This window comes from Kitasatospora sp. NPDC059827 (genome assembly GCF_042731675.1).
Taxonomy (GTDB): domain Bacteria; phylum Actinomycetota; class Actinomycetes; order Streptomycetales; family Streptomycetaceae; genus Kitasatospora.
Window position 1 is genome coordinate 65904 of the sequence record NZ_JBHWIV010000023.1, and the last position, 15425, is coordinate 81328.

At 72.0% G+C, this 15425-nt stretch carries 13 protein-coding genes, 1 tRNA gene and 1 riboswitch; of the genes, 4 read left to right on the forward strand and 10 right to left on the reverse strand.

Annotated elements, in window-relative coordinates; genetic code table 11:
- Positions 1 to 35: 35 nt before the first annotated feature.
- The 7 genes from hpnC to ACFV8H_RS17035 form a co-directional block, all read right to left on the reverse strand.
- Positions 36 to 983, reverse strand: coding sequence for a squalene synthase HpnC (gene hpnC, locus ACFV8H_RS17005; protein ID WP_380400463.1), 948 nt, complete (start codon positions 981 to 983; stop codon positions 36 to 38).
- A 316-nt stretch (positions 984 to 1299) separates the two neighbouring features.
- Positions 1300 to 2073, reverse strand: a complete 774-nt coding sequence (locus tag ACFV8H_RS17010) for an ABC transporter ATP-binding protein (protein WP_380400525.1) — start codon at positions 2071 to 2073, stop codon at positions 1300 to 1302.
- A gap of 28 nt (positions 2074 to 2101) precedes the next feature.
- Positions 2102 to 3043: an ABC transporter permease gene (locus ACFV8H_RS17015; RefSeq protein ID WP_380400465.1), complete on the reverse strand. Its 942-nt coding sequence runs from the start codon at positions 3041 to 3043 to the stop codon at positions 2102 to 2104.
- 139 nt (positions 3044 to 3182) lie between these two features.
- Positions 3183 to 4091: a glycosyltransferase family 2 protein gene (locus ACFV8H_RS17020; RefSeq protein WP_375885241.1), complete on the reverse strand. Its 909-nt coding sequence runs from the start codon at positions 4089 to 4091 to the stop codon at positions 3183 to 3185.
- A complete protein-coding gene (locus ACFV8H_RS17025; RefSeq protein WP_380400527.1) occupies positions 4088 to 4825 on the reverse strand; it encodes a CDP-alcohol phosphatidyltransferase family protein in 738 nt (245 codons plus the stop codon). Before ACFV8H_RS17025 ends, ACFV8H_RS17020 begins: the two co-directional genes overlap by 4 nt.
- 91 nt (positions 4826 to 4916) lie before the next feature.
- Positions 4917 to 5978, reverse strand: coding sequence for an iron-containing alcohol dehydrogenase family protein (locus ACFV8H_RS17030; protein WP_380400467.1), 1062 nt, complete (start codon positions 5976 to 5978; stop codon positions 4917 to 4919).
- Entirely contained in the window at positions 5966 to 6721 is a 756-nt protein-coding gene (locus ACFV8H_RS17035; RefSeq protein WP_380400469.1) for a sugar phosphate nucleotidyltransferase, read from the reverse strand. The genes ACFV8H_RS17030 and ACFV8H_RS17035 overlap by 13 nt, the downstream gene beginning before the upstream one ends.
- Positions 6722 to 7215: 494 nt before the next feature.
- On the opposite strand from ACFV8H_RS17035, the gene idi reads away from it, so the two are divergent.
- Positions 7216 to 7863, forward strand: a complete 648-nt coding sequence (gene idi, locus ACFV8H_RS17040; RefSeq protein ID WP_380400470.1) for an isopentenyl-diphosphate Delta-isomerase — start codon at positions 7216 to 7218, stop codon at positions 7861 to 7863.
- Between the two features lie 89 nt (positions 7864 to 7952).
- On the opposite strand, the gene ACFV8H_RS17045 is transcribed toward idi, so the two are convergent.
- On the reverse strand, positions 7953 to 8462 hold the full coding sequence (locus tag ACFV8H_RS17045) for an ATP-binding protein (protein ID WP_375885231.1): 510 nt from the start codon (positions 8460 to 8462) through the stop codon (positions 7953 to 7955).
- 422 nt (positions 8463 to 8884) lie between these two features.
- On the opposite strand from ACFV8H_RS17045, the gene ACFV8H_RS17050 reads away from it, so the two are divergent.
- A tRNA-Leu gene (locus tag ACFV8H_RS17050) sits at positions 8885 to 8969 on the forward strand.
- 296 nt (positions 8970 to 9265) lie between these two features.
- Entirely contained in the window at positions 9266 to 10921 is a 1656-nt protein-coding gene (locus ACFV8H_RS17055; RefSeq protein ID WP_380400472.1) for an APC family permease, read from the forward strand.
- A gap of 83 nt (positions 10922 to 11004) precedes the next feature.
- On the opposite strand, the gene ACFV8H_RS17060 is transcribed toward ACFV8H_RS17055, so the two are convergent.
- On the reverse strand, positions 11005 to 11976 hold the full coding sequence (locus ACFV8H_RS17060) for a class I SAM-dependent methyltransferase (RefSeq protein ID WP_380400474.1): 972 nt from the start codon (positions 11974 to 11976) through the stop codon (positions 11005 to 11007).
- A gap of 279 nt (positions 11977 to 12255) precedes the next feature.
- On the opposite strand from ACFV8H_RS17060, the gene ACFV8H_RS17065 reads away from it, so the two are divergent.
- Positions 12256 to 13686, forward strand: a complete 1431-nt coding sequence (locus ACFV8H_RS17065; protein WP_380400475.1) for an aldehyde dehydrogenase family protein — start codon at positions 12256 to 12258, stop codon at positions 13684 to 13686.
- 155 nt (positions 13687 to 13841) lie between these two features.
- On the opposite strand, the gene ACFV8H_RS17070 is transcribed toward ACFV8H_RS17065, so the two are convergent.
- Entirely contained in the window at positions 13842 to 15308 is a 1467-nt protein-coding gene (locus ACFV8H_RS17070) for a glycine hydroxymethyltransferase (protein ID WP_380400477.1), read from the reverse strand.
- Positions 15309 to 15329: 21 nt separating this feature from the next.
- Positions 15330 to 15424: riboswitch (ZMP/ZTP riboswitch) on the reverse strand.
- Position 15425 lies beyond the last annotated feature (1 nt).

Below are 15425 nucleotides of genomic sequence, written 5' to 3' on the forward strand. Positions count from 1 at the left end.
GGCCGACGCCAGTGGTGATGCCGCCACTCGGGCGTTCACCTTCCCTTCGCGAAGATGGCCGCCGCCTTCGCTGCGAGGCGGCGCTTGTCCGGCTTCGCCTGCCGGGCGAGCACGTCGTACCCGGCGTCCTCGACGGCCGCCAGGGCCGCGTAGCCGCCTGCGGTGAATCCCGCCAGGAGCAGTCGAAGCCTTCCCCGAACCGTACCTACCAATGGTGCGCCGCGGTCGAGCAGGGTGCGGGCCCGTTCGGCCTCGAAGGCGATCAGTTCCCGGACCGCACCGGTCGCGGTGGGTTCGGCGAGCTCCTCCTCGGTGACGCCGAAGCGCTCCAGGTCCTCGGCGGGGAGATAGATCCGGCCGCGGGAGAGGTCCTCGGCCACGTCCTGGAGGTGTTCGACCAGCTGGAGGGCGGTGCAGATGGCGTCCGAGAGGGCGATCCGCTCGGGGGTGGAGACGCCGGCGATGGACAGCACCAGGCGGCCGACCGGGTCGGCGGAGAGTGTGCAGTAGCCGACCAGGTCGTCGTAGGTGGCGTAGCGGGCGGTGGTCTGGTCCACCCGGTTGGCCTCGATCAGACGGCGGAACGGCTCGGGCGTCAGGCCGTGCCGGTCGACCAGCGGGACGAGGGCGCCCAGCAGCGGGTGCCGGGGCTGCTCGGCGCCGGCGGAGCGCAGCGCGGTCTCGAACACCCGGTCGAGGTCGCGCTCCAGTCCGTCGAGCAGGGCGAGCCGGAAGGAGACCTCCGCCGGGCCCGGCGGGCCGGACTGGGCCGAAGGAGTGGCGGGGGGCCGCTGCTCGATCCCCAGCAGGGCCGCGGTGGCGGCCGGATCGGCCAGGTCGCCGTCGCCGGAGTCGTCGACCAGCCGGGCGAAGCCGTAGACCGCCATCAGGTCGTCGCGCCAGGCCGCGGGCAGGAAGAAAGGGGCGACCGGGAAGTTCTCCGCACCCGCCTTCTCCAGGGTCTGTCCCGCGGAAGGGTTCACCGGCGTATCTCTGGGCTGGGCCGAAGCCGACACTGCAGTCACTCCCCCGTTCTACACCGCTCGGTACCACCGGTCCGACTCGGACACGCGTCCGAGCGCGGGCGTCACGTACGGCACACCGCCCCCGCGCCCCCAGCCTGACACCACGCGCCGCGCCCGAGAAGAGCGCCCCGCCCGGCGCACGGTGGCGCTCACCCCCGCGGCGGCGGGCCACCCGGGGTAGCGGCGCACGCCGAAGGGCCGGCTCCGGGGTGTTCCCGGAGCCGGCCCTGGAGTGCCGGGGCCCTGCGGTGCCAGGCGCTGCGGCGGCGGGGCGTTACGGGCGCTCGCCGCGCTCGTAGCGGCCGACGACCTCGTCGGTCGGGCCGTCCATGACCAGCTCGCCGGCCTCGATCCAGATGGTCCGCTCGCAGACCTCGCGGATCGAGTTGTTGTCGTGGCTGACCAGGAAGACCGTACCGGCGGAGCCGCGCAGCTCGTCGATGCGCTTCTTGCTGCGCTGCTGGAAGGCCTGGTCACCGGTGGCCAGGGCCTCGTCGATCAGCAGCACGTCGTGGGTCTTGGCGGCGGCGATGGAGAAGCGCAGCCGGGCGCCCATGCCGGAGGAGTAGGTGCGCATCGGCAGGGAGATGAAGTCCCCCTTGTCGTTGATCCCGGAGAACTCGACGATGTCCTGGTAGCGCGCCCGCACGTCGGCCGGCGACATCCCCATCGCCAGGCAGCCCAGGACGACGTTGCGCTCGCCGCTCAGCTCGTTCATCAGGGCCGCGTTGACGCCCAGCAGCGAGGGCTGGCCGTTGGTGTAGATGCCGCCCTTCTCGGTCGGCAGCAGGCCCGCGATGGCGGCCAGCATGGTCGACTTGCCGGAGCCGTTGGAGCCGATCAGACCGACCGCCTCGCCCTTGTAGGCGGTGAAGCTGATGCCCTTGACCGCGTGCACCTCGCGCACGCCGGAGGCGCGCTTGCGGCTGATGATGCGGCTCAGCGCCGAGGTGGCGCTGCCCTTGCCGGAACCGGCGCCGTGCACCCGGTAGACGATGTGCACGTCGTCGACGACGACGGTGGGCTCGCGGGCGACCTTGGTGTCCATGACGGCGTCGCGCTTGCTCAGATCGGTGTCAGCCACGGCCGTACTCCTCCTCGGCCTTCCAGAAGAAGACGTATCCGATGACGAAGATCCCGACCGCCCAGGCGATGCCGTAGGTCCACTGGTGCGGCGGCAGGGACTGGTGCACGGGCTGGTGCTTGTTGTAGATGACCGGCGCGAAGGCGTGCCGGAGCAGGTCCATGTAGACCGACGCCGGGTTGATGTTGCAGATCACCTGGATGTAGTGCGGCCACTTGTGGACCCGGTCCTGGATGCTGAACATCACGCCGGACAGGAACATCCAGGCCCGCATCACGAACGGGATCAGCTGGGAGATGTCGCTGGTCTTGGCGCCGATCCGGGCGAAGATCAGCGAGATACCGGTGTTGAACATGGTCTGCAGGAGCAGCGCCGGGATGATCAGCAGCCAGGTCTTGCCGGGGGTGATGCCGGCGGCGAGCACGGTGACGACCAGCACCACCATCGAGATCATCAGCTGCTGGAGCTGGATCACGGTGAAGGCGATCGGCAGGCTGGCGCGCGGGAAGTGCAGCGCACGGATCAGGCCGAGGTTGTCGGAAATCGCCCGGGTACCGGACTGCACCGCGTTCTGGGTGAACTGGAAGACGAAGACGCCGATGCAGAGCCAGGCGATGTAGGTGTTCGGCGGGAAGCCGTCCTTGCTCTGCAGGATGACGCCGAAGACCAGGTAGAACACGCCGCAGTTGAGCAGCGGGGTCACGACCTGCCACAGCTGGCCCAGCTTGGCATCGGTGTACTGGGCCACCAGGCGGGCGGTGGCGAAGGCCCAGATGAAGTGGCGCCTGGCCCAGAGCTGCTTGGTGTAGGCGAACAGACCGGGGCGGGCACCGCTCACCGAGAGGCCGTACTTGTCCGCAAGCTGCTTGGGGGTCAGGCCCGCGTCCGCCCCCCTCGGGGCTGAGAGGCTGACGGGTTCACTCACTGTCGACACATTCGTCCTTCGCGCGGGATCGGTCGGAGCGGCCGGTCGGCGGGGGTCCGCCGGCCTTGCGCCGATGGGGATCCTGGGGTCACGGGGGGTTCCGGCCGGTGTGTGGTCACCGGCCACGGCGATCGATCCTCTGATCCAATCAGATGATCGGAGGACGTCCCATCCTGGTCAGTCGCCAGACGGTACGCCATCGCATGGGCTTCCGCGGACCGCAGGGTTCGCGGAAACCCGCCCGGAATCCGCTCAGCCAGGCCTTCAACCCCTCCGCGGAGGGACGTCGGGCCAGGGTCAGCAGAAACCAGGTTCCCAGATAGAGAGGCACCAACGGGGCCGGAAGGTTCCGCCTCGCGAGCCAGACCCTGTTACGGGCCACGTTGTGGAAGTAGGCGGCGTGCCGGGCCGGCGAGGTGGCGGGGTGGTGCAGCACCACGTCCGCCCGGTAGTCGATGGCCCAGCCCGCGTCCAGGGCGCGCCACGCGAGGTCGGTCTCCTCGTGGGCGTAGAAGAACTCGGCCGGCAGCTGCCCGGCCTGCTCGAACACCTTGCAGCGCACGGCGCTCGCGCCGCCCAGGAAGGTGGTCACCCGGGAGGAGCGCATCGGGTCGCTGGCGCGCAGCCGGGGCACGTGCCGGCGCTGGGTGACGCCGGTGTCCGGGTCCTCGATCCGGAAGGAGACGATGCCCAGCTCCGGGTCGGCGGTGAAGGCCTCGCGCAGCAGACGGGCGGAGTCGGTGCGCGGCAGCAGGCCGTCGTCGTCCAGGAAGAGGACGGCGTCCACCTCCCGGCCGTCCGGCCCGAACAGCTCGATGCCGACGTTGCGCCCGCCCGGGATGCCCAGGTTCTCCGGCAGCTCGACGCTGCGCACGCCGGCCGGCAGCGAGGGCAGCTTCGCGCCCTGGCCGACCACGGCGAACTCGACCTCCGGGCCCTCCTGGGCGCGGACGGAGTCGATCAGGGCGTTGAGCTCGGCGGGCCGGTTGCCCATGGTGATGATGACGACGCCGAGGCGGAAGTTCTCCGCGGTGGTGGAGGACGTGGAAGTGGTCATCGGAGCCTGCTCGAAAGGACGATGCTCAGCAGGTGCAGCACGGTCTGCAGCATGGCGATGGCCGCCAGCACCACGACCGCGATCCGGGTGAAGAACAGTCCGCCGTGGACCGCGTCGGCGATCCCGGCCGCCAGGATGAACAGCGAGGCCTCGACCGCGCCGACCAGGCGGTGGAACTTGAGCAGCGAGGCGGCCCGGCGGGCCTTGGCCACCGAGGCGGACCGCGGCACCGAGGCGCTGTCCTCGACGGCCGTCAGGCCGCTGCGGGCGCGGGCCACGTCCACCAGGTCCGTCTCGGACTTGATCAGGATCGCGCCGAGCGCGGCCAGCGTGCCCAGGAACGCCCACTCCCAGTGCGAGCCGCCGCCCTCGCGGTGCAGCAGGTCGGTGGCGCGCAGGCCGAGACCGGTCAGCAGGGCCGCCTCGGACATGTAGTGCCCGACCCGGTCCAGGTAGACGCCGGTGAGCGAGGTCTGCCGGCGCCAGCGGGCCACCTCGCCGTCCACGCAGTCCAGCAGCAGGTAGACCTGGATCAGCAGCGCGCCCAGGACGGCGCCGGTGATGCCCGGCACGACCAGGGCGGCACCGGCCAGGATGCCGGTGAGCATCATCAGGTAGGTCAGGCCGTTGGGCGTGATCGCCGTCATGGTGGACAGCACGCGGGTGATCCGCAAGGAGATCTTCCGCATGTAGAGGCGCCCGGCCCAGTGCTCGACGCTGCGGCGCTGGAGCATGCCCTCCGGGTGGATCACCGCCCGCAGTTCCTCGATCGAGGGCCGGCGGGTCAGGTCCACCGGGGGCCGCTCGGCGCCCGCGGTGGAGGGGTCAGCTGTTGACGGCTTGGACATAGTCGGCGTACGCGTCCCTGATTGCGGAAGGGGAGAGGTCGAGGTGTTCCAGGATGGTGTAGCGGCCCGGGCGGGTGTTCGGAGCGTAGTGCACCGCCTCGGTGAACTCCGTCTCGGTGAAACCCATCTGAGCCGCGGTCACCGGCAGCCCGTGGCTCGCCAGGCGCTCCACGATCAGACCGGTCAGCTCGCGCTCGCCCCGCAGGAAGCTGGCGAACGCCGCGCCGAGGCCGACCTGTTCGCCGTGCTGGGCGGAACGCTTGGGGTACAGCACGTCCAGGGCATGCGAGATCTCGTGGCAGGCGCCCGACGAGGGTCGGGTGCTGCCCGCGATGTTCATCGCGATGCCGGACAGTACCAGGGCTTCCGCGAGGGCCGTCAGGAGGTCCTGATCCTGAATGTTCCCTGGGTGCCGGAGCAGGTTCTCACCGGCCGAGCGGGCCATCGCGACGGCCAGTCCGTCCACCGGTTCGCCGGTGACGGTGTGCGACAACTCCCAGTCCGCGCAGGCCGAGATGTTGGAGACGACGTCCCCGATCCCGGCCGCCACGAAGCGCTGCGGGGCCTGCCGGATCACGTCCAGGTCGACGATGATGCCGATCGGGCCGGGGACCCCGTAGGAGCCCCGGCCGGCGTCGTTGTCGAGGGTGGAGACCGGGGAGCAGATACCGTCGTGCGCGAGGTTGGTGGCCACCGCGACCACCGGCAGGCCGACCCGGGCGGCGGCGTACTTGGCGGCGTCGATGATCTTGCCGCCACCGAGGCCGACGACCGCGTCGTAGTGCTTGCCGCGCATCTCCTCGGCGAAGCGCACCGCGCTGTCGAGGCTGCCGTCGTCCACGTTGTACCAGTCGGCGCCGGGCAGGGCCGGCTCCAGGCGCGCGCGCATCGCGGCGCCGGAGCCGTTGCTGATCGCCACCGCGATCCGGCCCGAGGCCGACAGCCTCTGGTCCGCGAGGATGCCGCCGAGCGCGTCCAGCGCGCCCGGGCGGATCTCCGCGAACAGCGGCGACGGGACCAGTCGGGTCAGTACTGGCACGCGATCTCCCGGGCCTTCGCCAGGTCGTCGTGGTTGTCGACCTCGACCCAGGACACCTCGCCGATCGGCTGGACGTCGATCCGCAGGCCCCGGTCGACCATCTCCTGGTAGCCGTCCTCGTAGTACAGCTGGGGGTCGCGCTCGTAGGTGGCGCGCAGCGCGTCGGTGAGGTCGGCGGCGGCGGCCGGGTTGATCACCGTGACGCCGATGTACTCGCCGGTCGCCTCGGCCGGGTCCATCAGCTTGGTGATGCGGCGCATGCCGGCGGCCGGGTCGACGACGACCTTCATCTCCTCGTCGGCGAGCTTCTTCACCGTGTCGAGGGCGAGCAGGATGCCGGGGGCCCGGCCCTCCTCGACGAGGCGCCGGTTGCCCTCCAGCATGGTGCGCTGGACGGAGGCCGGGTGGACGGTGTCGCCGTTGGCCAGCAGCAGGCCCTCGGCGAACAGCTCGCGGGCGCACCAGAGCGAGTAGGCGTTGTTCCACTCCTCGGCCCTGTCGTTCTCGACCAGGTGGAGCTTGACCCCGTACTTGCTCTCCAGGGCGTCCTTGCGGTCGTACACCGCCTCCTTGCGGTAGCCGACGACGATCGCCGCGTCGCGCAGTCCGACCTCGGCGAAGTTGCCCAGGGTGAGGTCCAGGACGGTCCGCTCCCCGTCGACCGGCACCAGCGCCTTGGGCAGGGTGTCGGTGTACGGGCGCAGCCGGCGGCCGGCGCCGGCTGCCAGAACGAGGCCGATCATGCGGGGTCTCCTGATCCGTGGTGCGTCGTGCGGTCCGCGCGGGGATGTGCCGACGGGCCCGGCGGCGCTGTCGCCGGTCGGCCCGGCGTACGGCCGGGCCCGGCGGCGGCGCGCCGGACCGGCACAGATCCGGGCAGCGTGTCGTAAGCGATGGTAGGCGACCCGGGCGACGTGCCCGAACGCGGCCGGAGGCGCCGGGGTGACGACGAGGTGGAGGTGCGGTGATCGAACAGGATGGGAACGGATACCGAACTGATCTTCGGGACGAATGACCCTTCCGGGGCGTCCCGGACCGTTTCCGGTACGGATCCGGACCGCCCCGCGTCATGATCCGCCCGGTTGTGCGTGGGACCCGTCCGGACCGCCACCCATACGGCAGACTGGAGCCCGACGACGGCGCCGGTGCCCGCGCCGCGTCCCGAGCCCCCCGACGGGTGCCCACGACGCGCTCGACGCTCCCGTTGCTCCCGCTCCCCCCTTCCGAAAGAGGCCCCATGCCCCAGAGTCCGCCGACCGACCCGACCCACTTCGCCGCCGAGATCGACAGCGGCCTGGACGTGGAGACAGACGTGACGGTCGACCCCCGGGCCACCGCCCCCGCGAGCACCGGGATCCTGCTGGAACTGGTCGACGACGAGGGCGTCACCATCGGCACCGGCGAGAAGCTCTGGGCCCACCAGCAGCCGGGCCGGCTGCACCGGGCCTTCTCGGTCTTCCTGTTCGACCGCCAGGGCCGGATGCTGCTGCAGCGCCGGGCGCTCGGCAAGTACCACTCCCCCGGCGTCTGGTCGAACACCTGCTGCGGGCACCCGTACCCGGACGAGCCGCCGTTCGTGGCCGCCGCCCGGCGCACCGCCGAGGAGCTGGGCCTCGCGCCGGCGCTGCTCTGCGAGGCCGGCACCGTCCGCTACGACCTGCCGGACGAGGCCACCGGGCTGATCGAGCGGGAGTGGAACCACCTGTTCGTCGGGCTGGTCACCGCGCCGGTGCAGCCGGACCCGGAGGAGGTCGAGGACTTCGCCTTCGTGACCGCGCAGGAGCTGCGCGAGCTGCGGGCCGAGCGGCCGTTCTCGGTCTGGTTCGAGACCGTCTTCGAGGCCGCGCTGCCGGGGATCCGGGAGATCGCCGGCCGGGACTGGTAGCGGACGGGAGTCCGTGGGGGTGGCCGTCCCCGGCCGGGGGCGGCCGTCCCCGTGCGGGGTCGCACCGTCCCCGTGCGGGAGGGCGCTCGTCAGGACCCGGGCTCCGGGGGGACGGGCAGCGAGGCCCAGATGACCTTGCCGCCCTCCCCCGTGTGCTCGACGTCGCACACCCCGCCCGCCTGGAGGGTGACGCTCTTCACCAGCAGCAGGCCGCGCCCGCCGGTACGGCCGGTGTCGCTCTCCAGGGCCTTCGGCCGGTACGGGTCGCCGTCCTCGACCGAGACCCGCACCCAGCCCCGGCGCACCGACAGCTCGGTGGTCACCTCGGGCGACAGCTCGGCCGCGTGCTTCACCGCGTTGCCGACCAGCTCGGAGACGATCAGCAGCACGTCGTCCACCAGCTCCTGGTAGCGCACCCCGGTCATGCCCTGGGCCAGCAGGCGGTCCCGCACCGCGTGGCGGGTGCGCGGCACGGAGGCCTCGACGGCGGGCACCCGGAAGCGCCACACGCCCTCGACGGGACCGTCGGCCGTCGGTCGGCGGCCCGACCGGGCGCCGCGTCTCGGCTCGGCCTTCGCCGCCCCGCTGATCTGCTCCACGTCCAGCCGCCCTTCGTCCGCGACCCGGGAATCAGGCGATCCGCATCATGGCGCCCTCGGTCCACAGAGGCTAGGAGAGCGGTCGGTGCCTCCGTGGCACCGTCGACAAGTTGCCCGTGTCGGATCGGCTCCGACCGGAATCGATCGCGGGCGTGGGCTTAACCGATCGTTTGCTTCGCCCTCGCCACCGCTTCGCCCGGCGTTCGAGCGCCCTCGCGAGCCGTGCCGGCCGGTCCGGACGGGCCGGGCGTCCCACGGCCCCGGCCCCTCGGACGGGTGGAGCGGAGGTGGGGCCGTGGCGGGGGCCGCGGTGGAGGCCGCGGTGGGGCCGAGGAAACGCAGGTGAGAAGCACTCCGGAAGCCTGGTAATGTTCTCTCTGTCGCCGAGGGGGCGAGAGAAAAGTCCCCGAAGCACACACCCTGTCCGGGTGGCGGAATGGCAGACGCGCTAGCTTGAGGTGCTAGTGCCCTTTATCGGGCGTGGGGGTTCAAGTCCCCCCTCGGACACAATCGAAATTCCCCGTGGAATCCGAAAGGATCCCGCGGGGAATTTCTTTTTTCCGGCCCACGGCCGACTCTCCCTCGCGATCCACCGCCGACGGCGGTGTGGCGCCGGTCTCGCTGAGCGGTCCCGGCCGTCCGAAAACCGGACACGAGATGGCAACGATCGGGCGGTTTGAGCTTCCTCTGAGGTATTCGCCCCATTTGGAACCATAGGCTGCTGGGGTTTGTCCGGAATACCGACCCAAAACCGTAAAAGCGCCGACACCATCCGCTGAACCCCGAGCGAGAGGACCGATACGTTGAGTGAGCCCGATTCGCCCAAGGCATCACACCAGAACTACCGCCGATCGCTCGGCACCATCAGCCTGACCGCGGTCGGGCTCGGCTCGATCATCGGCTCCGGCTGGCTGTTCGGCGCCGAGCGGGCCGCCAGGCTGGCCGGCCCCGCCTCGATCCTCGCCTGGGTGATCGGCGCCGCCGTGGCACTCACCATCGCGCTCACCTACAGCGAGCTCGGGTCGATGTTCCCCAAGGCCGGCGGCATGGTCCGGTACGGCCAGTACTCGCACGGCTCGCTGGCCGGCTACCTGGCCGCCTGGGCCAACTGGATCGCCATCGTCTCGGTCATCCCGGGCGAGGCCACCGCGTCCGTCCAGTACATGAGCTCCTGGCACTACGACTGGGCCAAGGGGTTGTACGACGGCAAGGAGCTCACCGTCAGCGGGGTGGCGCTCGCCAGCGTGCTGCTGCTCGTGTACTTCGCCCTCAACTGGTTCGCGATCACGCTGTTCGCCAAGACCAACACCGCGATCACGGTGTTCAAGGTCGTCGTGCCGACGCTCACCGCCGGCGCGCTGCTCCTCGCGCACTTCGACACCTCGCACTTCACCGACCAGGGCGGCTTCGCGCCGAACGGCTGGAGCGCGGTGTTCACCGCCGTCGCCGTCTCCGGCATCGTCTGGGCCTTCAACGGCTTCCAGTCCCCGCTCAACCTGGCCGGCGAGGCCCGCAACCCCGGCAAGTCGCTGCCGAAGGCCGTCATCGGCTCGATCCTGATCGCCCTGGTGATCTACGTCGCGCTGCAGATCGCGTTCATCGGCGCCATCCCGGCCGCCGACCTGTCGCAGGGCTGGAGCAGCCTCTCCTACACCTCGCCGCTCGCGGACCTCGCGATCGCCTGGGGCATCAACTGGCTCGCGCTGCTGCTCTACGCGGACGCCTTCGTCTCGCCGTCCGGCACCGGCATGATCTACGCCGCCACCACCTCGCGCATGATCCACGGCGTGCAGGAGAACGGCCACCTGCCGAAGCTCTTCGGCAGGGTCGACGCCAAGACCGGCATCCCGCGCCCGGCGCTGGTGCTCAACCTGGTGGTCGCCTTCCTGTTCCTCGCGGTCTTCCGCGGCTGGGGCTCGCTGGCCGAGATCGTCTCCGTCGCCACCGTGATCTCGTACATCACCGGCCCGGTCGCCGTGATGGCGCTGCGCCGCCTCGCGCCGGACCTCCAGCGCCCGGTGAAGCTCAAGGCCATGCCGGTGATCGCGCCGGTCGCGATGGTCTTCGGCTCGCTGGTGCTGTACTGGGCCCGCTGGCCGCTCACCGGCAAGGTCATCCTGCTGATGGCCGCCGGTCTGCCGATCTGGGCCTGGTACGAGCTGCGCAAGCCCTTCGAGCAGTTGAAGCCGCACCTCAAGGCGGGCGCCTGGATGGTCGCCTACCTGTTCGTGATGGCCGGGGTCTCCTGGGCCGGCAGCTCCGACTTCGGCGGGCACGGCTACCTGCCGGAGGGCTGGGACCTGCTGATCGTGGCCGCGATCGGCCTGGCCTTCTACTACTGGGGCGTCGCCAGCGCCTGGGCCAACCCCTCGCTGGCCGAGGTGCGCCGCGAACTGGCGGCCGAGGCGGAGGCTGAGGCTGAGGCGTCCGCCGGGGCCTCGGAGCCTTCGCGGGTCTGAGCGGGTACACAGCAAGGAAGGGCCGGTCGGGTTTCCGACCGGCCCTTCGGCGTCGCCGGGGCCGGAGGCCGGGGCGGCCCAGGTCAGCCCCGGCGGGCGCGGCGGATCGCCGAGGTGAGCAGCGGGGGCAGCAGGTCCTTGGCGGCGCGCTTGGCGACGTTGACCGGGCGGCGCGCCTCGGCGGCGCGGGCGCGGCGGGCGGCGAGGTCCAGCGCGGCCTCGTCCCGGGCCGTCCGGTCCGCGTCCTCGGGCGCCGACGCCCCGGCCTCCCCCGGCCGGTGCCGGGAGGGGCGGAACGGCCGGATGCCCTCCGTACTGCCGGTCATCCGCAGCACCTGCCGGTGGTTGAGGGTCTCGGCGCTGAGCTCGCAGCCGACGGCGAGGTCCACCCGGTCGAGCAGGTCGCGCTGGAACGGCTCCGGGTCGCCCCAGGTGCCGTAGAACTTGCACTCGGTGAGCACGATCGGCCTGAGGCCGTGGTTGAACACCGCCTCCCAGGTCGCCGCGGCGACGCCGGGGGTGTGCTGGGCCCGGTAGTCGTCCAGGACCACGACGCCCTGGTCCTGCAGCGCGGTCCGGGCCACCTGGAGGTCGCCCACCACGTGCTCGTACAGGTGCGAGGCGTCGATGTGGACGAAGCGGTAGGCCCCCGCCGGGACCCGTCCGCCCGCGAGCACCGAGGTCGGGGCCTGGACGATGTCCGGCAGCCGGTCGTGGAAGGACAGGTAGTTGGCCTCGAAGGCCGAGCGGGTCAGCGTCCTCCGGTAGGAGTGGTCCATCTCGCTGGAGTTCTCGTCGTCCGGCGCGTCCGAGTCGAACAGGTCACAGACGGTGAACGTCTCCCCGGGCCGGAGGTGCTCCCCGATCACGATCGCGCTGCGGCCGAGGTAGGCGCCCATCTCCATGAGGTGGCCGGTGACGCCCCGCTCCGCCTGGCGCCCGAGGAACCACTCGAAGGAGTGCCGGTCGTGGTCCCAGAACCATCCTGGTACGTCCTCCAACACGGCCGGCCCGACGGGCTGCTGCGGTTCGCCCTTCAACGCGGTGTCGGTCACGGGATGCTCCTTAGCAGTACGGATGACCTGCGGGTTCCGAGCCGCACCTCGGCGCGGTGGCGGCCTGCCCGGCCCCGGACACGAACCGGATCACCGCTCGTGCACGAGGCGCCCCCCATCGACAGTAGGCCCCCGCCGCGGAGTCCGCCGCCCACCGCGGCGGGTGCCTGTCCGGCCGAGGCGGGATCGGCTCTTGTGCGCGGCCGTCCGGCCGCCTTGACTGACCTTCCGACTCGCCCTGTCGGCCGAACGGCGGCTGACCAGTGGAAAGGACGATCCGTGCAGCAGGAGTACGCGGAGTACGGCGACCAGTACATCGACGGTGCCTGGCGGCCCTCCCGGGACTCCGGCACGATCGCCGTGCTCAACCCCGCCACCGAGCGGGTGCTCGCCACCGTACCGGCCGGTGCGGCGGCCGACGTCGACGCCGCGGTCGCGGCGGCCCGCCGGGCGGCCCGGGGCTGGGCCGCCGCCACCCGCGAGGAGCGGCTGGCGCCGCTCACCCGGCTGCGGGACGCACTGGCCGACGCCCAGGCCGAGATCACCTCGACCGTGGTCGCCGAGCTGGGCGCCCCGGTCGGCTTCGCCGGGGCCGTGCACGCCGGGCTGCCGCTGACCGTGGCGACCTCGTACCTGAGCCTGCTGGCCGGGTACTCCTTCGAGGAGCGGATCGGCAACTCGGTGGTGTTCGCCGAGCCGGCCGGGGTGGTCGCGGCGATCACGCCGTGGAACTACCCGCTGCACCAGATCGTGGCCAAGGTCGTCCCGGCGCTGGCGGCCGGCTGCCCGGTGGTCCTCAAGCCGGCCGAGGACACCCCGCTGGTGGCCCGGCTGTTCGCCCGGCTGGTGGACGAAGCCGGCTTCCCGGCCGGGGTGTTCAACCTGGTGACCGGCACCGGGGCGGTCGCGGGCGCGGCGCTCGCCGCCCATCCGGAGGTGGACGTGGTGTCCTTCACCGGCTCCACCGCCGTCGGCCGGCAGGTCGCCGAGACGGCCGGGCGCGGGCTCAAGCGGGTCGCCCTGGAGCTGGGCGGCAAGTCCGCCAACGTGGTGCTGCCGGGCGCCGACCTGGCCCGCGCGGTGAACGTGAACGTCGCCAACGTCTTCGCCAACTCCGGCCAGACGTGCAGCGCCTGGACCCGGCTGCTGGTGCACGCGGACCAGTACGAGGAGGCGGTCGCGCTCGCCGCCAAGGCCGCCGAGAAGTACGTCCCGGGCGACCCAGCCGACCCGCGGACCCGGATCGGCCCGCTGGTCAACGCCCGGCAGCTGGAGCGGGTGCGCGGCTACCTGGAGGACGCGCTCACCCGGGGCGCCCGGCTGGTGGCCGGCGGTCCGGAGCCACTGGCCGAACTCCCCACCGGCCACTACGTCCGGCCGACCGTCCTCGCCGACGTCACCCCGGAGATGACGGTGGCCCAGGAGGAGATATTCGGCCCCGTCCTGGTGGTCCTGCGCTACGACGACGAGGACCACGCCGTCGAGATCGCCAACGGCACCGCCTACGGGCTGGCCGGCGGTGTCTGGGCGGCGACCACCGACACCGCCGCCGCCTTCGCCCGCCGGCTGGACACCGGACAGGTGGACCTCAACGGCGGCCGGTTCAACCCGCTGGCCCCGTTCGGCGGTTACAAGGACTCCGGGCTCGGCCGCGAGCTGGGGCGGCACGGGCTGGAGGAGTTCCTGCAGTACAAGTCGCTCCAGTACTAGGGGGCTTGACGGCCGGGGCGGGGCGCTCGACCATCGGGCCGCCGAACTTCCGTTCGGCGGCCCGGTGTCACGGCGGCCTCCTCCGGCCCGGTCGGGCCAAGGGCCGGTCGGGCCGGGGAACGGTCGGGCCGGGGGCCGGTCAGGCCAGGGCCCGGTCAGGCCAGGTCGACGCCCGGGTAGAGCGGGAACGGTGCCAGCAGGTCGGCGGCGCGCTTGGCGATGCCGTCGCGGAGGGCCTCGTCGAGGGCGTAGTTCGCCTTGGAGGGGGCGCCGTTGGCCGCGGTGGTGGGGGTGGTGCCGCGCAGGACGGTGTCGATCAGGGCCGCGATCTCGTCCATCTCGGCGGCGCCCAGGCCGCGGGTGGTGAGTGCCGGGGTGCCGAGCCGCACGCCCGAGGTGTACCAGGCGCCGTTCGGGTCCTGCGGGACGGAGTTGCGGTTGGTGACGATGCCCGAGTCCAGCAGCGCCGCCTCGGCCTGACGGCCCGTCAGGCCGTAGCCGGAGACGTCGGCGAGCACCAGGTGGTTGTCGGTGCCGCCGGTGACCAGCTTGCCGCCGCGGCGCAGCAGGCCCTCGGCGAGCGCCCGGGCGTTGTCGACCACGGCGCGGGCGTAGGTGCGGAACTCGGGACGGCGGGCCTCGGCGAGGGCGACGGCCTTGGCGGCCATCACGTGCGAGAGCGGGCCGCCGAGCACCAACGGGCAGCCGCGGTCCACGTGTTCGGCCAGGGCGGCGGTGCTGAGCACCATGCCGCCGCGCGGGCCGCGCAGGGACTTGTGGGTGGTCGTGGTGACGATGTGGGCGTACGGCACCGGGTCGTGGTCGCCGGTCAGCACCTTGCCCGCGACCAGGCCGGCGAAGTGCGCCATGTCGACCATGAGGGTCGCGCCGACCTCGTCCGCGATCTCACGCATCCTGCGGAAGTCCACCAGCCGCGGGTAGGCGGAGTAGCCTGCCACCAGGATCAGCGGGCGGAACTCGCGGGCGGTCTCGCGCAGCGCGTCGTAGTCGATCAGGCCGGTGACCGGGTCGGTGCCGTAGCTGCGCTGCTCGAACATCTTGCCCGAGATGTTGGGCCGGAAGCCGTGGGTGAGGTGGCCGCCGGTGTCCAGCGACATGCCGAGCATCCGCTGGTTGCCGAGCTCCTGGCGCAGCTCGGCCCAGTCCTGCTCGGTGAGGTCGTTGACGTTGCGCACCTTGGCCCGCTCCAGGGCCGGGCTCTCGACCCGCTGGGAGAGCACCGCCCAGAAGGCGGTGAGGTTGGCGTCGATGCCCGAGTGCGGCTGGACGTAGGCGTGTTCGGCACCGAACAGCTCGCGGGCGTGCTCGGCGGCGATCGCCTCGACGGTGTCGACGTTGCGGCAGCCCGCGTAGAAGCGGCGGCCGACGGTGCCCTCGGCGTACTTGTCGCTGAGCCAGTTGCCCATGGTGAGCAGGACGGCCGGGGAGGCGTAGTTCTCGCTGGCGATCAGCTTGAGCGAGGCGCGCTGGTCCTCCAACTCCCGGCCGATGGCGGCGGCGATCCGGGGCTCCACGCCGGCCACCACGTCCAGGGCGCTGCGGAAGGAGGTGTCGGCGGCGGGGCTCGCGGTGGTGTGGGGCGTCTGCTCGGGCTGGGCCATGGCGGTCTCCTGGTGGGGATGCGGGGCGGCCCAGGCGCTCGGCAACGACGTGAGGATCCACGGGACCGCTTCCCGATGGTCGATTCCATCCCTACGCGCCAGTCGCGGTCCACCGGG